The following is a 20,998-nucleotide window of genomic DNA, read 5'->3' as shown; positions in this document are numbered from 1 at the left end:
GATGGGAGAAGCCCTTCCGCGCATCGGCGTGTTTGTGTGCGACTGCGGCCTGAACATTGCCGGATCTGTGGATACGGCCGCGGTGGCAGAGTACGCCAAGACGTTGCCGGGCGTGGTGGCCGTCATCCGCAACACCTACACCTGCGCCGACCCCGGGCAGAATGAGATCAAGCGTGCCATTGCCGAGCACAAGTTGGAGCGGGTGGTGGTCGCCTCCTGCACGCCCAAGATTCACGAGCCAACCTTCCGCACCTGCGTCGAGGAGGCTGGGCTGAACAAGTACCTCTTCGAGATGGCCAACATCCGGGAGCACTGCAGCTGGGTGCATCAGTACGATCGCCAGGCGGCTACGGAGAAGGCCAAAGACCTGGTGCGGAGCGCCGTGTATCGGGCACGTTTCTTGGAGCCGCAGCGGGAACCGGTCTACCCGGTGACCAAGGCTGCACTGGTGATCGGCGGCGGTGTGGCCGGCATTCAGGCGGCCCTTGACCTGGCCGACGGCGGGCACCAGGTCTATTTGGTGGAGAAAGAGCCGTCCATCGGTGGCATCATGGCTGCCTTGGACAAGATCTACCCCACCATGGACTGCGCCATATGAATCCTCGGCCCGAAGATGATGGATGTCGGTCGACATCCCAAAATCGAGCTGTTTACCTTTAGCGAGGTCGAGGAAGTCAGCGGCTTCGTCGGCAACTTCAGGGTCAAGATCCGCAAGAAGGCGCGCTACGTGCGGGCGGACGAGTGCAACGCCTGCGGCGAGTGCGCCAAGGTCTGCCCGGTGGTGGTGCCAGACGAATACCAGCAGGGGTTTTCTTCCCGCAAGGCCATCTACATGCCTTTTGCCCAGGCGGTGCCCTCGGCCTACATCCTGGACATGAGTCATTGCCTCGGCACCAATCCCATCGCCTGCGGCAAGTGCTCCAAGGCCTGCGCCAAAAAGTGCATCGACTATGACATGCAGGATGAGATCGTGGAGCGGGAGGTGGGAGCAATCATCGTGGCCACGGGTCTTGAGGTGTACGACCCGCGGCCGCTGGATGAGTTTGGCTACACCCGCTTTGAAAATGTGATCACCAGCATGGAGTTCGAGCGCCTCATTTGCGCCGGAGGCCCTACCGCAGGTCACTTCATCCGTCCCACGGATCGTCGTCTCCCGAAGACGGTGGGCTTCATCCAGTGCGTGGGCTCGCGGGCCACTAAACGCGGCAACCGCTACTGCAGCAACATCTGCTGCATGAACACAGTTAAAGACACCCTCTTGCTTAAAGACCACTACCCCGACGTGCAGTGCAAGGTCTTTTACATGGACATGCGTGCGTTCGGCAAGGGCTTCGAGGAGATGTATCGGCGGAGCAAAGAGGAGGGCGTGCAATACATCCGCGGCATCCCCGGCGATATCTATGAAGATCCGGTCACCAAGAACTTGCTGCTGCTAGTGGAAAACACCATGACCGGCAAGGTGGAGGAACACGAGCTGGAGATGGTGGTGCTGGCGGTAGGGCTGCAGGCGCGCCCGGAGCAAAAAGAGCTGCAGAAGCTACTCACTCTTTCCAACACCGCCGATGGCTTCCTGCTCGAGTCCCACCCCAAGCTCAAGCCGGTGGATGCGCCCACGCAGGGGGTCTTCTTTGCCGGTTGCGTGGAGGCCCCCAAGGATATCAAGGACAGCGTCACCCAGGCCGGTGCAGCCGCTGCCAGAGCGGGCATCCTCTTGAATGCCGGCCAGGTGACCATCGAGGCCATCACCTCGATGCTTGACCCCTCGCGGTGCAGCTTCTGTGGCCTGTGCAGCAGGGTCTGCCCCTACCACGCCATCATCCCACCTGACCGCAAGAAGGGCCAATATCCCGTATTCATCGAGGCGGCGTGTGCCGGGTGTGGCGCATGCGCGGCGGAGTGCCCGGAGGATGCCATCTCCATGCGCCACTTCCGCGATGAGCAGATTCTGGCGCAGATTGAGGCCATCCTGGCGGAGAAGCCGGAGCAGAAGATTCTGGCATTCGCCTGCAACTGGTGTTCGTACGCGGGCGGCGACAATGCGGGCACGGCTCGGCTGCAGTATCCGCCGAGCGTGCGACTGATTCGCACCATGTGCAGCGGCCGGGTGGACGAAAAGTTTGTCTGGTACGGATTCAAACTCGGCGCGCCCATCGTGTTGGTCTCCGGATGCCACTTTGCTGACTGCCACTACATCAACGCCGTGCAGTGGACGCAGCGGCGGGTGGAGCGACTCTGGGACAAGCTGGAAAAGAAGGGCATCCGCCCGGAGCGACTCCAGCTGGAGTGGATCAGCGCGGCCGAGGGACAAAAGTTCGCCCGCGTGATGCGCGAATTGGAAGAGCTGCGCCAAAAGGTGACTGCAGAGGAAATCCGCCAAACCATGGAGATCCTCAAGGACTATGAGCCGCTGAAGCGGGAGACTGCAGTGGCCGCCGCCTCAACATGACCACAAGGAGGTGAACGCCCCAGCTATGGCGGAAGCCAAATTCAAGTGTCTGCGCTGCGGACATGAATTTACGGCTCCCTATGACCCGAAAGTGACCGAGGAACGCGCCTGTCCCAAGTGCCATAGTAACAGCGTGCGCCGGATCAAGGAGGAGAGCAAGTAGAGCCTCGGCAGACCCTGGTTCTCCAGAGGGGTGCCGCCTGGGGCGGGGCTGGTGAGGACAAGACAGACCTACCGCTTTGCCCCGGCGCGGCGGAAACGCACCTGCGTCGCTTGCGTGCCGAGTGAGTTGCCATGGAAACGGTCCTTCTTCGCCTGAGAGAAAGAGTCGCCCGGCTGGGCAACCATAACCAGAAGTACCTCCGCATGATCGACCTCCACCTGGACTCTCTGGTGGAGCGCTTGGAGGCTTCTGGCACCATCGACCAGGTGCACCTATGGACCACCGGCCGCGATTTGCGGGCCGAGATGGACGTGGTTTGTGCCCAGGGAGAGAGTGAGAAAGAAAGGCTCGAGTTCCTAGGCACCTACTTTGCCCTTCAATTCCTGCACCTCAACCTGCGCGCGCTCGATGTGCTCATGCTCGACCTCTCCGCCACCAACGAACCGCTCCAGGTCTATCAAAAGTTCATGCTCGATGTGGGTGCCAGGTTGCGCGCGCTGATTGCTACCTACATGGAGAAGCTCCTCGACCTGTTCTTGCCCGCGGACCAGCGCCCAGAGTTTGTTATCTGTGGTGTGGGGACCCGCACTGACCAGGACGACCTGGATATTGGCGTGATTGATGACGGCTCTTCCAAGCGCGAGTACCTCAATCGGGCGGTGAGCAAGCTTAGCGGCGAAATGTTTAAGCGGGCCGTCTGCCTGCATATGCATATCTCCGAGCATGTGGGCCAGAGCGGGTTCTCTGCTTCGATCCCCGAATACTGCGCCCTTCTTGACTCCGAAATCCGTGACTTTGTCATTATCAGCGAGATGCTCAATGCCGCGCCGATCATCGGCAGCCGCAGGCTGTTCCGCCAGTTCCAGCGCCAGGTCACGGGCCGTTACTATTACCACCGCCGCGGCGATAATCGTTACCACGAGGGGTATCTGCGCGGCATCCTGGGCGAGGTTCGCTCCCTGCAGATCCGGCGCCTCAAGCCCAATCGGATCAATTTGAAAAACGATGCGTTGCGCATGATCAAGGGGGCACTGTTCGCCGGCAAGACCATCTTTCGCATCGACAAGGTCAACTGCTGGGCGATCCTGTACGAACTTTGGAAGCGCGATGCACCCCGCGCGGCCATGTATGCAGCGCTGGAGGAGTCGCTCACCTTCTTGGAAATATTCCGCTACCTCTACCAGCTCTTCGTCGTGCAGGAGGAGGAGATCTACCTCGAGACCGAGCAGGCGAAGACGGTGCTGGCCGATGTAGCGCGAGCCATGGGATACGAGGGCACCGGGGTGGTCTCCGCGGAGCAGCATTTGCTCGTGGACTACTACCGTTACGTGGCCCAGGCCAAGCGGGCTATCGATGAGCTCGTACCGCATGTGACCCAGCACTTGCGTTCGGTGACTGTGTTTGCCGGCTTGCGCGAGGAGGCGCTGGCGCCCTGCCGAGAGCGGCCCGCCGGAAACCTTGCGGTCCGGTTTGTCCAACACCTGGAATTTTTCAACGGGACCAAGTTCTGGGACGATGTGCTGGAGGCGGTGGAAGATAACCAAGCTGAATTGCTCGTTGCCCTGATCAAGGACCTTTGTGCAGTAGAGGAACCGCAGGGGCGTGAGCTGGTGAGGCGTTTTGCCGCGTGGGGGGCCAATGCGTTCATCGCCGCGCTCTCCTTTCTGGTCATGCTGGACCGCCATCGGCACCATTTCCCCAGCCGGTGCGTGTTCGAAGACTTTAATGGCGCGTTCTTGGATGTCTTCGCCGGCAGCCCCGAGGAGATTCGGCGCATGGTCCGGGTCTTTGACCACTACCCGCAGCTGATGAATCGCTACCTAAGCTGTCTGTCAGAAGCCGACCGTGAAGTCTTTGCTAGAAAGATGTGCGGCGAGGCCTGGGATCCGGATGTCGCTCAGGTTCGCGCGCGGCTTCTGGAGCTGTGTGATCTCCACATCCACAGCAGCCAGTACTTCAAACGTTTCTTCCTGCGGGTGATGGAGCGGCACCCGGCGGCGATTCACCTCATAGACCAGCCCGCGCAGCTGCAACAGCTGGCCGAAGGGCTGTACGGCGATGTGGACCGCTACGGTGCCTTCACGGCGAAGAAGGAAAGATTGGGCGATTTCTTCGACGTCGAGTTCTTCCGTCTCGGCCTCCTCTGCTTAGCGGGGGCTCCAATCCGCGCCGTCAATGCCCAGTTTACCGAGTCATCCGACCGCTACCTGCGCACGCTGTTCGACCTCTGCAAGGCGGAGGTGGACGAGCAGCTGGGCTCGGGTGTGGTGACCAAGGACCTCCTGGCCCTGTTTGTCTCCGGCGGGCACGCGCGCGAGCAAGCTTTTGTGGACGACTATGACCTCTTCTTCCTCCTGGACGCCGACGACCCGAAGCTCCGCGCCTATGGGGACAAGATCGCCAGCCGGATGAACCAGCAACTCATCCGCAGAGGTATCCTGCCCCACTACCGTTTTGCTGACCTGTTCGGGCATTATGTGACAACGATGAACGAGTTGGATTCCTACTTGGCCCAGGACGACGGTGCGGTGGTGGTGGACAAATCGCAAGTCCTTGGCTCACGCATGGTGGTGGGAAGCACCAAGTTGCAGCAGGCCTTTGTGCGACGCATCATCGAACCCCATGTGTACGATCGGGTGCACACCTATTTGGCACAGATGCAGAGGGAGATTCACAGCCGGCATCGTGAGGCGCGCAAGCTGCCGGGGGCCCCGCGCAATATCAAGGAGGGCCTGGGTGGGATGCGCGACATCGAGATGACCCTCCTCATGTGCAAGGCCAAGTACCGCATCGAGCAACCGGTGACCTTCAAGCTTCTGGAGGCGCTCTTGGAGGTGGCTCCGGAGTGGCGGAAGGAGCTTGTTGCTTTGCGCGAGGCCATCGACTTCTATGAGCAGCTCCGCAGCCTGTACCGGCTCACCGCCTCCAGCGCAGACGAGATTGACCCGCGTTTCCTGAACAGGGCCGCGGTCATCATGGGCTACGGCGACGGAGAAACGGACGCGGCCGATAGGTTGATGGCGGCATTTGCGTCGTGCGCTCAAAAGACCCGCCGCGTTTTGGCCAGGTTGGAGCGCTTCCTGGTACCGACCCCCGTGCATGCCTCTTGAGCCAGACGTTCCCTGGCACATGCTCGGTTTGGTCTTCGACCAGCCTTAAAAGGGGCCTCTGTGCTGCCAGTTGCCTCCCACTAGGAGAAACGCCGCGAGAAAAGCTCGCCTGTTTTGCCTAGGCATAGCAGGGTAGGCAGACACCTCGGTCGGCCACCTCATCCATGGGTGTGGCGTAACCATAGAACAGTGCGTGTAGCTCTGGAGTGACGGTGAGCACCAAAACGCTGGACACGGTGAGGTGGCCGATAGTTGGCAAGGCCAATGAAAACCATATCCCCTGCCTGCTTTCCACCGAGCGCCAAGGGGAGCATGCCGAAGACGGCGGTGGCCGTGGTCATCAAGATCGGCCAGGCATCTCGTGCACAGCCAACGGTGACCGTTTACCGGCAGACAGCCCCCTCGCGGCGTAGTCGGTCAGTGTGGTCTTGCAGAACGAGAGCATTGTGGACCACACTGCCGAAATGTTCAGGAGGGGACGGGCCTACTGCTGCATTTTCTTGGCAAAAAACAGCAGATGATACTCCAGCGCGTTGGTCCAATACGCCCAGGTATGCGCCCCTGGCCGCTCGGTGTAGTCGTGGGGGATCTTCAGCTCGAGCATCCTGCTGTGCAACTGTCGGTTGCTGTCCAGCAGGAAATCCTCTGTGCCGCAGTCTATGAAGATGGCCTTGTTCCGACCCACCAGGCGGGCGCAGAGGAACAAGGCCGAGTTCTCCTCCCACAGGCGCGATGCCTGCTCGTATTCGCCCAATACGTCGGCCAGTCCAGCGCGGCGGGTGCCCGGGGGGAGAGTCATGGCACCGCTCATACACCCTGCACCGGCAAACCTTTCTGGGTGCTTTGCAAGGAGGGTGAAGGCGCCGTGCCCGCCCATACTCAGACCGCAGAGGAACCTGCCCGTCGAATCGGCAATGGTACGGTAGTGGGCATCGATATAGTCGACGACCTCCTTGGCGATGTAGGTCTCATATTGGGAGTCCTTGCGCAGGGGGCTGTCCACGTACCAGCCGGCATAGCCGCCGTCAGGGCAGACGATGATGAAGCCGTACCGGTCGGCCAGGGGGCCAAGGCTGGCCTTTGTCGGCCAGTCGCGATAGGAACCGCTCCATCCGTGCAGCAGGTAGACGACTGGGAAGCGCTCCTGAGTAGTGACATAACGCTCAGGCAGAACGACGACTGCCGGTGAGGTCTTTCCCATGGCGGCGCTTGGTACCGCCACCGTGTCCACCTGCGCCGCGATGCTGGTCAACGGCGCGGCCCACAGCAAGATCGCCAGCATCCCCACGAACAGCCAGGGTAAACTGCGGGAACAGGCCCTTTTCATTCAAACCTCCTTTCGAGAAAAGCCGTCGCTGGCAAAGATAACGACGGGGAGTTAGTTCCTAAACCGCTTCGGTTCGCATTCACCCGCTTGTTTCCTACCACCCGAGTGGTCACTGCCAATCTAACAGGGACTTGCCCGCGTGCGTTCAGGCGAAGCGAGCGCGTGTTTGGGTCTCCCTTGCGCTAGCTCACTTCTTTGCGGCAGGCTCCACGGACCCTTGTCGCCATCCGTGCCACGCCCCCAGCACCCGTTCCGGCGCGAAGGAATTGGCCTCCTCGTCAGTGAGCTGGCGCGCCCAAGGCACGCGGCGCTCGGTTGACGCACCTGGTCCTGTACTTTTCCACTCGGCAAACCGCACGGTGCGCTCGCATTCGGGCTTGTTCCAGTTGTGCCACCCTTCCGGGCGCACCACTTCTGACATGCTCGTGTTCAGGAACACCACTGCAGCATGGGCGCGCCAAGGCCTGCCCAAGTAGGCGCGTACACCTGGTTCGCCAGTGATGGTGCAGTTCCAGAATACGAAGCCGTGCTCCTCGCCCGGGGGAGTCGATGCTGCCGTCACGTACCCGTTGCCGCGACAGTGGATCGCACACCCCACAAAGACTGCCGTGCCGCCGCCGAAAATAAAGTCCACATGGCCGGCAATATAGCAACCCTCGAAATAGGAACGCCCGCGGTTGAGAAGGATAGTGTCTTGCCAGCCCAGGAGCCGACAGTTTCTAAAGACCACTCTGTCGCCGTCAACGCGCAGCGCCACGGCCTGAGCCACTGGCCCGGCCGCGTTCTCAATGGTAAGGTTTTCGGCCACAAAGTCATCGCCGTCTATGACGACCGTTGGCGTGCGGAATGTCCCAATGGGCTTGCCATCCAGGCCGATCATCTTGGCGTGCAGGTCGTAGGTGATGACCGTGGACTCGGGGGCAGCGCCTACCAGCCGGATGCACCCTCGTTCGCGCTGGACGTACACCAACTCGCGGTAGATGCCCGGCTTGACGAAGATGACCCAGCGCTTCGCAGGCGTGGCCGAGTGCGGCGCGGCCATGATCGCCTCCTGAATCGATGTGAACTGACCACTGCCGTCCGCGGCAACCACCGCATCGTACCGCAAAGACGAGAGGGTCCCCTCACCCGAGTCTTGCGAAAGCGCGGGGAGGGCAAGAGCCGCCAGAAGTACGGGGACCATGTTTCGTGTTATTCGCCTGGAGGCAGCTACGCTTCCACTGCGGTGCCCCCACCATGTGCACCCTCGGCCGTGGCCGGCATACGTACTGCCAATGCGTTGCACATCAACTCCTGTTCCTTTGCAAAAAGAAGAATGCTTCGACTCGTACTTCGGCGCTCGCAAGGCATTCCCTCAAGTGGGGTCCGTCTCTTCGGGTCCAGAAAGCCCGGGTCCGGGGATGGTCCGGCAATTCTCTGCCCTGGGAGGCTTTTCACGAGCCACCGGCGCCAGTGTTTTGCGTTGGACCCCGAGCGGCCAAAAAGCGGTCGTATGCCAACAGCCCCAGTATGGTCACTGCACCGATGCCGCTGAACAAGAGCCACAACGTACGGGGCTGGTGCAGGGTGTCCACAAAGTGCACGTAAAGGTGCGCGCCGAGGATTGCCCCGATGCTGCTGCCGATCACCCCGTAGAGGAAAATGTACCCCATGTAGGTGGCGACCCTCTCTTTGGGCGCCGTCGTGCCCACATAGGAAAAGAACTTTGGGTGAGCGGTCATTTCGCCGATGGAGAATATGATGATCCCCACGATAAAGACCCAGATGTTGGTCGAGATGGCAAGGATCGCCATTCCCACCGTGCCCAGCAATATGCCGGCCACCATGGTGGGCAGCGCGCGCGTCTTCCGCACCACTGCGGAGACGACCAGCTGGAGCGCGATGATGGTTCCGGCGTTGATCACCGTCACGTGCTCCACGTCGAAAAACCAATTGATCCGCAAACCCACAGCGTGAAGAGCGCTATTGACCGCTCGATTCAGTGGGGAAGCGTCAACATAGTCGTGCACGTACCAGAGCACCGAGTCAAACATCTGGAAGTACAGGATCCAGAAACCCGAGTAGATGAGGATCATGACGAGAAACTTCAGGTTCGCACGCGCCCGTGCCAAGTCTTGATACTCTACGACGAGCAGGGAAAACACCGTGGTGTAGATGATGGTCACGACAATTCTGGTGAACAGCGAGAGGCCGGGCAGGACCCAGAGGAGGAGCCCTACCGCCGTGACCAACGCGGCGAGAATGCGCGTGCGCTCCCCCCGGGCGCGAAGGCTAAGGACGATGAGGCTCACCACCAGCAGCAGGCCTACGTAAAGAACGAAAAAGTTTCCCGTGCTCACATGCAGGGCCACACCCCCAGCAACCACTGCCACGGTGAGGAGGAGCGCCACTGCTGTCTGCCCGCCTCTCTGCCTCAGCATGGCAAAGAGGAGGACGAAAGGGCTGTAGATGATCTCAAAGGCGTTGGCGAGGGTCGTAAGGAGATTCGTTGTTGCCTTTGGGCGCGCAGGATCGCGAAAAGCCAGCAGGGTGGGAATAAGCATCGAACCTGTAGCCAGAGCCGAGGCAAGAATGACCGTGCGTGGGCCAAAGCTGTTCTTCAGGTACGGCACCAGAATGAGAGGGAAAAGGAATGCGCCGAGATTGATGGACCAGTAGTAGATGCCGAAGCCGAGGGAACTGGTGCGTTCGTCAGTGGTACGGGCGATGGTTCCGGAGATTATGGGCTTGAAGGCCCCGGCCCCTAATCCCATGACCACCAGCGCCACGAAGACCGCAGTGTAGGAGGTGACCTGGCTGGTCAGGAAGTAGCCCGTCCCCAACAGGGCAAAGGCCACCAGCAGGGTGCGTCGGTAGCCGAAACGGTCGGCGATGGCCCCGCTGAGAATCGGCAAGAAATAGAGCAGAGGCTGAATAGTCCCTTTGATGAGCCCTACTCCCTCCTTGGAAAACCCCAACTGCTCAGTCAGGTAGACCGAGAGGAAGCTCATCATGCCGTAATAGGCGCCCCGCTCGAAGAACTCAAAGACTATTGCCATCCAGAACGTGCGCGAGAACCTGGACAGCCGACCAGCTCCCTTGCCACTCATGACCGTTCCTTTCTCCCAGTCAGATGGATGACCATGCCGACACGCAGAGTGCCACCAGGGGACGGCGAGCACGCGCGCAGCCACCCCTTGCTTGCTGTACACGGAGAATGTTCTGTGCTCCATCGGCACCCAAGGTGGATTCTCCTCCTCCGCGTGGGCCACGCGCGCCGACTGCTCCGGGACCTCCGTTCTTTCCGTTCCTTGGATCCGACTATGGACAACGTGCTGATCTCGTTCTTCACAGTGGCCTCGGCGTGCTCGGTGGTCTGTGCGGCCGGAGGTCCCGCTCTTGCCTCATGCTACGAGACCACCAGGTCCGCAACTGCCCGGAACGTGTCGCGCAGCAGGGGGTAGAGGCTGCGATAGAGGCGGTAGTATCGCTCGTAGACGGCCGTGACCTCTGCCCTCGGTGTGGTCTCGCTGACCACGCGGATGGTGGCCTGGCATGCCTCAGGCACGGTGGCGTAGATGCCAGTACCCACGCCCGCCAGCAGGGCGACGCCGAAGGCCGGGCCCTCCTCCACGTTGATGCTGCTCACCGGGGCGCCAAAGACGTCCGCCTGGATTTGCCGCCAGAGGGCGCTTCTGCCTCCCCCGCCTGAGGCGCGAATCTGCCGCGCTTCGATGTGCTGCGCGCGCATGATCTCCAGTGAATCGCGCATGCCGAAGGTCACGCCCTCCAGCACGGCCCGCACCATGTGCGCCTTGGTGTGGCGCAGGCTCAAGCCGATGAACACCCCGCGCGCATTGGGATCAGGATACGGAGTCCGCTCGCCCGCCAGGTACGGCAGGAAAAGCAGCCCCTCTGCCCCCGGCGGCACCTGCGCGGCCGCAGCGGTCAGCAGTTCGTACACGTCGATACCCCTTTGCTTGGCTTCAACTATCTCCTCATGGCACAGGGCGTCCCTGAACCAGCGCAGGGAACCGCCGGCAGAGAGCATCACCCCCATCATGTGCCAGGCACCCGGCACCGCATGGCAGAACGTGTGCAGCCTGCCCTGCGGGTCCGTTTCCGGCTTGTCAGCGTAGGCGAATACCACCCCAGACGTCCCCAAGGTGGAGGAGATAACCCCCTTGCTCACCACGCCTGTGCCCACCGCTCCGGCTGCCTGGTCGCCCCCTCCCCCTACCACTGGTATCCCTTCGCGCAGACCCGTCTGCTCGGCCGCCACCCGACTCACCTTCGCCGTGGCAACCGGTGATTCCGCACACTCCGGAAGGAAATGGCGCGGGATGTCCAGGATCTCCAAGAGCTCCTTGGACCACCTACGGTTCTTGACGTCGAAGAGAAGCGTCCCCGAGGCGTCGGAGACTTCGGTGGCAAAGGTGCCGGTTAGGCGAAAGCGCACATAGTCCTTGGGCAAAAGGATGGTGCGCACGCGCTCGTAGTGATGCGGCTCATTCTTGCGCAGCCAGAGGATCTTGGGCGCAGTGAAGCCGGTGAGGGCGGGATTGCTGGCCAGTTCCATCAGGCGGGTGGCGCCCACGCGCGAGGTAATCTCCGCGCACTCTTCGCCCGTGCGCTGGTCGTTCCACAGGATTGCCGGCCGTATGACCCGGTGATGTTCGTCCAAGAACACCGCCCCGTGCATCTGCCCGGAAAGCCCAATACCGGCAATCTGTGCGGCTGCACCCGGTACCTTGGCCAACACTTTCCCCACGCCGGCGCACACTGCGCGCCACCAATCTTCCGGGTCCTGTTCTGACCAGTTCGGTCGAGGGGTGTGAAGCGGATACTCCTCGGTGGCTGAGGCCATCACCGTGCCGTCTTCGGCGATGAGCAGGGTCTTGGTGCCCGTTGTGCCTACGTCAATGCCCATTAGGTATGCCATGGCGTGCCTCCTCATCTGCGTTTGTCCCCAACCTGTTCTCAGGGTTTGCCCCTGGTAGGAGGTGGATAACGGTGATCTCGGGTCGACAGAGAAAGCGAAAAGGAACGAAGGCGTTCCCAATGCCCCGGTTCACGTACAGTTTGGTGGTGCCAAAGCTGAAAAGGCCGGCGGCGTAACGTCTGCCCAGGAGCGTTTGGGCGTACAGCGCTCCTACAAGGGGCAGGCGGACCTGGCCGCCGTGCGTGTGGCCGGCAAGCACCAGGTCAATGCCCAGGTCCTCCGCCGGCCGCACCATATCCGGTGAGTGCGCCAGCAGCAGCGTGAAGGCTTCATGCGGGATGCCATGCGCCGCCGCTCGTATGCCCTCGCGCTCAAGTGCAAAGTCCAACCACCCCTCTGGGTCTGGGCCGCTGTGACATGATGGTGCAGCCAGCAACAGACTGTCCCGCCTCGTGTCCACCACGCGCAGATCCTTGAAGCGCCTGAGCCCCTCCCCATGGCTCCACAGGCCCACGGTACCGCGCGTGAGTCGCGCCCGGCAGGTGTCCACCAAGACGAGCTGCCAGCTCAGGGGCTCGGGATAACCTTCTTCCCAGGCCTTGGCCTTGACCACGGTGCGATCCTCCAGGGACTCTGCTTGGAGGCGAAACCTGTACCACTTCTCCGGCTCCATGGAAAAGGGAATAGTGACCGGATTCACGGGTGAACCGTGGGCGTCCAAGCGAATGCCGGACAGGCCTTCGCGCCAGCGGAGGCGGTAGAAGCGGTCCTCGCCGCTGCCAAAGGCAGAGTAGACCGTCACTCCCACGCCCGCCTCGCCGGAACCGGAATAGCTCATTGCACCGGTACATTCGTAGTTCTGCCAGTCCCTGCTCCCTGGTCCCACGTAGTGGGAGTACGCGTTGTCCAGTGACCGGCCAGCCCGCATCAGGCAGGTGCCGTCGTGGCGTTCGACGGTGAAATCAGCATAGAGCGCAGGGTGGAAGGAAAAAAAGTCCGCGCCCAGGACGTAGAGCGGCACACTGTTCACCTCGACGCGCTGATGCTGATTGCAGAGCACGGTGGCACCGGCTGCGCGCAGGGCATCCAGCACCGTGTTGTTGAGTTCCTTCTGCGCCACCAGCTCGTTGTTGCCGCGCACGACAAAGACCCCGTGCGGGGCCTTGAGGAGCCCGACGAATCGGGCCACGCTGGCCAAGGTCGAGTGCAAGAGCTGGGAGTGCTCTTTGGCCAGCCAGCGCGAGGAGCCAATGAGGTCGCCGGTAATGACCACCAGGTCGGGGGCGAAGCTGTTTGTTACATGTGCCACTTTTTGGTAGAAAGGGGTGAGGGTGCGCATGTGCAGGTCGGAGAGCTGCACGATGGTGATCGGCTGCTGTGCAGGCGCCAGTTTTGGGCTCTGGAGGTAGAGGTGGGTTACCTGCAGGCGAGTTGGTTCAATCCAGCGGGCGTAGAGCAGCAGGAGGAGAAGGAGGATGCCCACCGCTAGGATGGTGCACCCGGCTGCCCTGCGGGTTGTCCTCGACCCTCGTTTCCCGTTGCCGCCCATCACGATTCGCGCGACCTCCATGCCTTGGCGATTGTGCCGTGGCTGCAAATTTACACAGAACGCGGGAAAGAGGCAATCGGTTTTTCCGGGGGGTGCGCACTTGTGTATGCGCTGCCGTGGGGGAAGCCGCCCTGCGCCTAATGGTGCGGGGTTGGAGTGCAACGCCTTTATGCGTTGCGGGGTGGGGAGGGCTGGAGTGCAGTGCCTTTATGCACTGCGGGGGCGGGGGCCTGCCCCGCTGCCCCTCACGCGTCTTGGGCCCGCGCCCCGTTTCACACCTCCCGGCTTCCCTCCCTCCGCGCGCCGTCTGGCGACGGCGCAGCGCCGCATAAAGGCGGCGCACTCCGGGCGTACCTTGTCGGCAGTGGTGGTGGAGCCCAACCCCGCCAATGTTTTCCCCTTGTTTTGCCACACGAATTTTCGTATATTTTGCCGCCTCGGCGAGGAATGGCACCACGGTGAGCGTAGCTCAGCTGGATAGAGCACTAGGCTGTGGCCCTGGTGGTCGCGGGTTCGAATCCCGTCGCTCACCCCAATGATTGGGCTCGCCGCCCTCATCGCGCGGCAGCCAGCGCCGTCCCCTTCGTCTAGTGGTCAGGACTCAGGATTTTCGATCCTGCAACAGGGGTTCGACTCCCCTAGGGGACGCTCAAGACGGGCGAGAAAAGAACCGTGCCCGCCACGGCATCTCGCCCTTTTTTCTTACGGCACAAGAGAGCCCCCGCCTTGGACCCTGCGACCGGTGAGCACTGGAAAGGCGACACGTGGCAAGTTCGATAGCAAGAGAACCGCTGCTTGAACAGTTCACCCTCCACTTCGGTGCGCCACCACAGGTGCTGGTGCGCGCTGCTGGCCGCGTGAACCTCATCGGCGAACACACCGACTACAACGACGGCTTTGTGCTGCCGGCAGCTATTGACCGGCACATCTACTTTCTTGCTCGGCGACGAGCAGGTGCAAAGGTGCGTGCCTATGCCGCCGAGTTCGACGAGCTTGCCACGTTTCCCGTCCAGCAGGAACGGCCCGACAAGCCACACCACTGGAGCGTCTACCTCATCGGGGTGCTGCAACTCCTGCAAGCGCGGGGCGTAGCGCTGGACGGATTTGACGTCCTCATTGCCGGCAATCTGCCGCGGGCGGCGGGACTGAGCTCCTCTGCGGCTCTTGAGGTCGGGATGGCCTCTCTGGTTCAGGCACTGTACCCATTCAGGATGCAAGAGCTGGAGCTCATCAAACTGGTACAGCAGGCCGAACACCAGTTCGCGGGCACCAAGTGCGGGATCATGGACATGTTCGTCTGCCGGCTCGGTCGCCGCGACCACGCCCTTTTCCTGGACTGCCGTTCTTTGGACTATCGGCTGGTGCCGCTGCAGCTGCGTGAGAGTGCATTGGTCATCTGCGACAGCAAGAAGAAGCGCGGCCTGGCTTCCTCCGCTTACAACGAGCGCCGCGCCCAGTGTGAAGAAGGTGTGCGTCTGATTCGGCAGTGGCTGCCGGAGGTCAGGGCCCTTCGCGACGTCAGTGTAGAGCAGTTTGCCGAGTTGAGCGGGCGCCTGCCGGAGGTGGTGAGGCGACGCTGCGAGCACGTGGTGCGGGAAAACGCCCGCGTGCTGGATGCTGTCCGTGCGCTGGAGGGGGGCGACCTGAGCCACTTTGGCCGGCTGATGGTCCAATCGCATGAGAGTTTGCGCGACCTTTACGAGGTGAGCTGTCCAGAGTTGGACACCCTGGTGGAGAGCGCCCTGGCAGTTGACGGCACGCTGGGTGCCCGCCTGACCGGAGCGGGATTCGGTGGGTGCACCGTCAATCTGGTGCGCACGGACGCCGTCGAGGCGTTTCGCGAGCGGGTGTGCAGCGACTATGTCCGACGCTTTGGTCGTGAGCCCGGCATTCTGGTCTGCCGCGCCGACGATGGCGTGCAGGTGGAGTGGCTTTGACAAAGGAATTGGCGGAGAAGCGCACAGCATGGCCGAGACCCCGGGTAAGAGGATTGTGGTTGTGGGCAGTTCCAATACCGACCTTGTGGTGCGCTGCCCTCGGGCACCGGCGGCAGGCGAGACGGTGCTGGGGAGCGGCTTTTTCATCGCGGCCGGCGGCAAAGGGGCAAATCAGGCGGTCGCTGCGGCACGCCTTGGGGCGGAGGTCTGGTTCGTCGCGCGCGTGGGGGATGACCTCTTCGGCAGGCAGGCCATCGCCGGCCTCACTGCCGAGGGCGTACACTGCGACTTTGTAGCAGTGGACCCGACCTACCCCTCCGGCGTGGCCCTCATTGTGCTGGAAGAACAGGGACAAAACCGCATCGTGGTGGCTTTGGGCGCGAATGAACACCTGACCCCTGCGGACGTGGACAAAGCGCGCACGGTGCTTGCCAGTGCCGGTGTGTTACTGGTGCAATTGGAAACGCCGCTGGAAACGGTTCTACATGCCGTGGATATGGCAGCCAGAGCGGGCGTGCCGGTCATCCTCAATCCGGCACCGGGGCGGCCTCTGCCTGCAGAGCTGTTGCCTATGGTAAGCATCATCACCCCCAACGAGAGCGAAGCGGAGCTGCTCACGGGCGTGAGGGTGAGTGGTGGCGCGCACGTGCGTGAAGCCGCCGTTCGCCTCCATCGGACAGGCGTCAAGAACGTCATCATCACCCTTGGCGCCAAAGGAGCCTTCTTTTTCGACGGCAGCGATGGCGTTTTGGTGCCCGGTTTCCCGGTGAAGGCAGTGGACACGACTGCCGCAGGCGATGCGTTCAACGGTGCGTTAGCCGTAGGATTGGTGCAAGGCCTAGCGTTGCCTGATGCGGTGCGCTACGCGAATGCGGCTGCCGCCTTGGCAGTGCAGACGCTGGGAGCGCAACCCTCACTGCCGCGCGCTGCCGAGGTGGAGGCCTTCCTGGCCGGACATTGAATTGCTAGCAATGTGAGCGAGGATACATATGAGTCTGGCGCTGAACGCGATCATGATTTTTTTCTTCCGAATCATCGACGTCAGTCTTGGCACGATTCGGATGATCTTCATCATCCAGGGGCGGCGCATCGTGGCGGCCCTCATTGGTTTCGTGGAGGTCACTATCTTCCTGGTGGCCATCTCCAAGGCCATCTCCGGGATGCACAACATCATAAGCGTCATCGCCTATTCAGGAGGCTTTGCGTGCGGGACCTTGCTGGGGATCACTATCGAGCATAAACTGGCGTTGGGGTGGTCACACATCCGCATCATCTCGCAGCGTTTTTCGCGCCAGATTGCGACTGCGTTGCGCGAGGCAGGGTTCGGGGTGACGGTGGTTCCGGGAGAAGGGATGAAAGGGCCGGTGGAGTTGGTCTATACCACGGTGCGCCGCAAGCAGAGCAGACAGGTGATCAAGACCGTGGAGAGCATCGATCGGGATGCCTTCATCACTCTGCACGACTCGCGGCACATCTTTCGAGGTCACATAGCGGCCAACAAGAAGAAGTAACGCGCTGGTTTTCGTATGGGCCCCGTACAGGGAGGGCACCGGCTCGGTGTCTTTCGGATGGCTCACGAAAGAGGGAGTATGCCAAGACCAAAGCGAAGGAAGCGGGGGTGGCACGACTGGTTTGCCTTGTGGGCGCGGCGTTTCCGCACAGTTGCCAGCGTGGCAATAGTCATTTTTGTGCTCTGCTACGTGCTCGGCGCCTTTGTCCGCATCGGCAAGTCAAGCGGTAGCTATGTGCAGGCGGGCGGCGCGGTGGCCACGCTGGTGGGTGGGGCGAATCTACTGCGTGCGGCTTTGCTGCGACGGCGGCGCTCAGTGTTCTGGGCCATGGCCCTTCTCCCCATACTCTTTGTGGCAGGAATCGTGGAGTACTACATCATCTGCCACCGAGATCTCTATTGGATTATCCTCGCCCTGCTGGCAGTGGCAGTGGCGCTCAACGTCTACGAATTTGCTTTGAGCCTGCGCGCTGTCTGGCGCGGCGAGGCCGTGTCGCGCGAAAGCACGCTGGCGCAGTTTGCCTTTCTTTACGTTACCACCGTGCTCAGCTACACCTTGCTCTACACCATCCTTGACCCGCACGTGCCGCATCGCCTGTTCAAGATGGAGGCCAGCATCGACCCGCTCTTGGACTTTTTGTACCTGAGCGTGATCACGGCCACCACGGTGGGCTACGGGGACATTGTGCCGCTCACTGCCGGCGCCAAAATGCTGATCATGTCGCAAACCATCATCTGCTACCTGTTCCTCTCCATACTTATCGGCCTCATCGTGAGCTGGACAAGCAGCTACCGGGGCCGGCGGTCCTCCCAAACGCATTCTCGGTAAGAGGTGCCGGCAGTCGCGGCGGTGCCCGTGCGCCGGCATCGGTCGAGATTTACGCCTTGATTATCTGGCGAGTTTTGGCTAAATTCACACAGGAGAATTCCGTGCAGGTGGTGCACAGCCGGTAAGTCGAAGCGATGAGCCTTTTTGAGCCAGAACCCGAATCAGCTCCTGTCTCGCCAGAGGCGCCTCTTGCCGACCGGGTGCGGCCGAGGACCCTTGCCGAGTTTGTGGGGCAGGCGCACCTTGTTGGGGAGGGCAAGGTGCTACGCAGGGCCATCGAGCGCGATGAGCTGATGTCGATGATCTTCTGGGGGCCGCCCGGCGTGGGGAAAACTACGTTGGCGCGTATTATCGCTCGCGAGACGCATTGCAGCTTTTTCTCCCTCAGCGCGGTGACCTCGGGTGTGGCAGAGGTTCGTGCCGTCATCGACAAGGCGCGGCAATTGCGGACGCGCAGCGGCAGGCGTACCATTCTCTTCATTGATGAAATCCACCGCTTCAACAAGGCGCAGCAGGATGCGCTGCTGCATGCGGTTGAGGACGGGACCATCCTCCTCATTGGTGCCACGACCGAGAACCCCAGTTTCGAGGTCATCCCCCCGTTGTTGTCGCGCTGCCGGGTTTACAAGATGGAGCCCCTCACGGAGGCGGAATTGGATGCGGTGCTAGTGGGGGCACTCCAGCGGGATGAGGAGCTGAGTCGGTTGCGCATTACTTTCGCGGAGGGGGCGCGTCAGCTCCTGCTGCAGCTTTCGGCGGGCGATGCGCGTGTGGCGCTGAACGCCCTGGAGCTGGCGGTTCGGCTGGCGCCTGCAAAGGAGGGGCATGTCACCATCACCCGCGAGCTCATCGAGGAGGCAATGCAACGGCGCACCCTCCTTTATGACAAGAAAGGCGACTACCACTACGACACCATCTCGGCCTTTATCAAGAGCGTGCGGGGATCGGACCCAGATGCCGCGCTTTACTGGCTGGCGCGCATGCTGGAAGGGGGGGAGGACCCGCTCTTTGTGGCGCGCCGGCTGATTATTCTCGCCTCAGAGGACATCGGCAACGCCGACCCCCATGCGCTGATGGTGGCCACCTCGGCCTTCCAGGCAGTACACGCCGTGGGCATGCCGGAGGCCCGCATCATCTTGGCCCAGGCCACGACCTACCTGGCTTCTGCGCCGAAGAGCAACGCCTCCTACCTCGCGATCGAGGCAGCCACTGCCGATGTGCGCCAGGAACAGCCCGGCTCTGTGCCCTTGCACCTGCGTAACGCCCCCACCCAGCTCATGCGCCAATTTGGCTATGCCGCCGGCTACCACTACCCTCACGACCATGGCGGCTTTGTGGAACAGGATTACTTCCCCAAGGAAATAGGACCTCGGGTGTACTACAAGCCCACCGATAACGGCGTGGAAAAGCGTATCAGGGAACGGCTCGAACAGCTGTGGCCCAAACGTCGGCGCAGGAGCGAGTGACCTGTTATGTCGGCGTGGCGGCATACACCGCGACTGTTGTGCTTGTCGTGCTTGGTCGCTCTTGCTGCAATAGGTCACCTCCAGGCCTCAGCAGCGGGCGTTTGCCTTTGCCCTGCCTCTCAAGATACCGTACCTGCCCGTCGTGCGCGAGCGGAACTGGACACAACGATCCACTACGAAGCGCAGAGCGTGGACAACCTGGTGGAAGAGAGAATCACCTACCTCCTTGGGGATGCGGTGGTCCGCTACCGCACCATGACCCTGCGCGCAGAGAAGATCACGGTGGAGTGGGACAAGAATCTGCTCACCGCCGAAGGTGTGCCGGACACCGTTTTGGTCCCGTCCGCGAATCCGGGCGACTCGGTGCGGGTGGTGCGGTGGCGAGGATTGCCTACCCTTATCAGCGATGGCGAGACGATGACCGGCTTTAAGATGGTGTACAACACCGCCACTGACAAGGGGATTGTGGTACGAGGACGGACAGAATTCGAGGGCGGATTCTATGGCGGTCAGCAGATCAAGAGGGTCGGAGGGAATGTGTACAACGTGTCCCACGGCGAGTTCACCACCTGCGACCTGACCGATGACGCGCACTACCATTTCTACTGCCGGCGGATGAAGATGATACCCAACGACAAGGTGGTTGCCCAGGGGCTGGTCATGTACCTTGGGCGCATTCCTGTCCTCGGCTTCCCGTTTGCAGTCTTTCCGCACAGGAAAGGGCGGCAGAGCGGTTTTCTCATGCCGCGCTACGGCTACAGTGCGCGCGAAGGGAACTATCTCCGTGGGCTCGGCTATTACTGGGCGCCCAACGACTACTTCGACGCCCAGGGAACCGTTGACTACTTCGAGCGGAGCGGTCTGTTCTTTCAGGCAGGCATGAACTATGCCGTGCGCTACGTGATGCGAGGCTGGGTGAACGGCTCCATTACTCGCAAGGACTTTACCTACGGGATTCGCCAGCGGCGGTGGGACCTGCAGGTGCAGCATGCGCACGAGATCGATCCAACGTTGCGGATTTCTGCTGCGGGCTATTTTGTCAGCGATGGCTCATTCTACCGCGATTTGAGCACCAATCTTGATGCTCGCCTGACGCGCCAATTGCGCTCTAACGCCACCCTGAGCAAGACATGGCGCAATGGCAAGGTGGGGCTGACGGTGAACGCCTCGCACGTGCGGGATTTGCAGACTGACGAGACCACCCTCAGCCTGCCCCAGGCGAGTCTTTACGTGGCACAGGGGCAGTTTTTCCCGCCTGCCACTACCGGCCGGGGGCGAATGGAGACCCGTCGGGGGGTGAAAGAGGAACTCCGTTGGTACCAGGCCATCTACTACTCCTATTCATCCAACCTGATGAACACCGAGGTCACCCGCAAGTGGCAAGGCGTCGAGACAAAGACGGTGAACCGCCGTCTTGCCCACAACATTGGACTCTCAATGAACAATCCGGGCAAGCTCTTTGGTTGGCTGGGGCTCAGTCAGTCGCTGAGCATCAATGAGGACTGGTTTGACCGTACGACCGACTACTTTCTCATCGATTCTACCAACAGCATTGGCACGCGCGAAAGGCGAGGCTTCGCTGCCCGCCATGTTTTTTCTTACAGCCTCTCCGGGCACACTAAACTGTACGGTCTGTTCACGCCCAACGTGTTCGGCGTGAAGGCTGTGCGCCATGTGGTCACGCCCACGCTGTCGTTCTCCTATCAGCCCGACTTTTCTCAGGCAAAGTGGGGCTACTAC

At 61.6% G+C, this 20,998-nt stretch carries 16 protein-coding genes and 2 tRNA genes; 13 read left to right on the top strand and 5 right to left on the bottom strand.

The window, feature by feature from the left end:
- Position 1: 1 nt before the first annotated feature.
- The 5 genes from ONB25_09725 to ONB25_09705 all read left to right on the top strand — a co-directional run bounded on the left by ONB25_09725 (position 2) and on the right by ONB25_09705 (position 6,132).
- On the top strand, positions 2–598 hold the full coding sequence (locus ONB25_09725; GenBank protein MDZ7393155.1) for an FAD-dependent oxidoreductase: 597 nt from the start codon (positions 2–4) through the stop codon (positions 596–598).
- Positions 599–613: 15 nt separating this feature from the next.
- Positions 614–2,446: a hydrogenase iron-sulfur subunit gene (locus tag ONB25_09720; GenBank protein MDZ7393154.1), complete on the top strand. Its 1,833-nt coding sequence runs from the start codon at positions 614–616 to the stop codon at positions 2,444–2,446.
- Positions 2,447–2,471: 25 nt separating this feature from the next.
- Positions 2,472–2,609, top strand: a complete 138-nt coding sequence (locus tag ONB25_09715) for a hypothetical protein (protein MDZ7393153.1) — start codon at positions 2,472–2,474, stop codon at positions 2,607–2,609.
- Between the two features lie 131 nt (positions 2,610–2,740).
- Positions 2,741–5,719 carry a DUF294 nucleotidyltransferase-like domain-containing protein gene (locus ONB25_09710; GenBank protein MDZ7393152.1) on the top strand — a complete coding sequence of 993 codons (2,979 nt, stop codon included), beginning with the start codon at positions 2,741–2,743 and terminating at the stop codon, positions 5,717–5,719.
- A gap of 212 nt (positions 5,720–5,931) precedes the next feature.
- Positions 5,932–6,132 (top strand): hypothetical protein, encoded by a 201-nt coding sequence (locus tag ONB25_09705; protein MDZ7393151.1) that lies wholly within the window; start codon positions 5,932–5,934, stop codon positions 6,130–6,132.
- A gap of 71 nt (positions 6,133–6,203) precedes the next feature.
- Here ONB25_09705 and ONB25_09700 read toward each other — a convergent pair whose 3' ends face one another.
- From ONB25_09700 to ONB25_09680, 5 genes are all read right to left on the bottom strand, one after another.
- Positions 6,204–7,046, bottom strand: coding sequence for an esterase family protein (locus ONB25_09700; protein ID MDZ7393150.1), 843 nt, complete (start codon positions 7,044–7,046; stop codon positions 6,204–6,206).
- A 187-nt stretch (positions 7,047–7,233) separates the two neighbouring features.
- Entirely contained in the window at positions 7,234–8,229 is a 996-nt protein-coding gene (locus tag ONB25_09695; protein MDZ7393149.1) for a pectinesterase family protein, read from the bottom strand.
- Positions 8,230–8,479: 250 nt separating this feature from the next.
- The gene (locus ONB25_09690; protein ID MDZ7393148.1) at positions 8,480–10,135 is read right to left on the bottom strand and encodes an MFS transporter; all 1,656 of its coding nucleotides are present in this window, start codon (positions 10,133–10,135) and stop codon (positions 8,480–8,482) included.
- Between the two features lie 299 nt (positions 10,136–10,434).
- Positions 10,435–11,967, bottom strand: coding sequence for a xylulokinase (gene xylB / locus ONB25_09685; protein MDZ7393147.1), 1,533 nt, complete (start codon positions 11,965–11,967; stop codon positions 10,435–10,437).
- Positions 11,945–13,516, bottom strand: a complete 1,572-nt coding sequence (locus ONB25_09680; GenBank protein ID MDZ7393146.1) for a metallophosphoesterase — start codon at positions 13,514–13,516, stop codon at positions 11,945–11,947. The genes xylB and ONB25_09680 overlap by 23 nt, the downstream gene beginning before the upstream one ends.
- A 458-nt stretch (positions 13,517–13,974) precedes the next feature.
- Here ONB25_09680 and ONB25_09675 point away from each other — a divergent pair.
- The 8 genes from ONB25_09675 to ONB25_09640 all read left to right on the top strand — a co-directional run.
- A tRNA-His gene (locus tag ONB25_09675) sits at positions 13,975–14,051 on the top strand.
- Between the two features lie 41 nt (positions 14,052–14,092).
- Positions 14,093–14,164, top strand: a tRNA-Glu gene (locus ONB25_09670).
- A 116-nt stretch (positions 14,165–14,280) separates the two neighbouring features.
- A complete protein-coding gene (locus ONB25_09665) occupies positions 14,281–15,453 on the top strand; it encodes a galactokinase (GenBank protein ID MDZ7393145.1) in 1,173 nt (390 codons plus the stop codon).
- A gap of 28 nt (positions 15,454–15,481) precedes the next feature.
- Positions 15,482–16,414 carry a ribokinase gene (gene rbsK / locus ONB25_09660; GenBank protein MDZ7393144.1) on the top strand — a complete coding sequence of 311 codons (933 nt, stop codon included), beginning with the start codon at positions 15,482–15,484 and terminating at the stop codon, positions 16,412–16,414.
- A 28-nt stretch (positions 16,415–16,442) separates the two neighbouring features.
- The gene (locus tag ONB25_09655; GenBank protein MDZ7393143.1) at positions 16,443–16,964 is read left to right on the top strand and encodes a DUF5698 domain-containing protein; all 522 of its coding nucleotides are present in this window, start codon (positions 16,443–16,445) and stop codon (positions 16,962–16,964) included.
- A gap of 78 nt (positions 16,965–17,042) precedes the next feature.
- Positions 17,043–17,792 carry an ion channel gene (locus ONB25_09650; protein MDZ7393142.1) on the top strand — a complete coding sequence of 250 codons (750 nt, stop codon included), beginning with the start codon at positions 17,043–17,045 and terminating at the stop codon, positions 17,790–17,792.
- A gap of 134 nt (positions 17,793–17,926) precedes the next feature.
- Positions 17,927–19,258: a replication-associated recombination protein A gene (locus ONB25_09645; GenBank protein MDZ7393141.1), complete on the top strand. Its 1,332-nt coding sequence runs from the start codon at positions 17,927–17,929 to the stop codon at positions 19,256–19,258.
- 189 nt (positions 19,259–19,447) lie between these two features.
- A partial coding sequence (locus tag ONB25_09640; GenBank protein MDZ7393140.1) for a putative LPS assembly protein LptD occupies positions 19,448–20,998 on the top strand: 1,551 nt, incomplete at its 3' end.

This window comes from candidate division KSB1 bacterium (genome assembly GCA_034506335.1).
GTDB lineage: Bacteria > Zhuqueibacterota > Zhuqueibacteria > JANLFK01 > Oleimicrobiaceae > Oleimicrobium.
The sequence above is the reverse complement of the archived record's forward strand: the minus strand, read 5'-3'. Positions and strand labels throughout refer to the sequence as shown.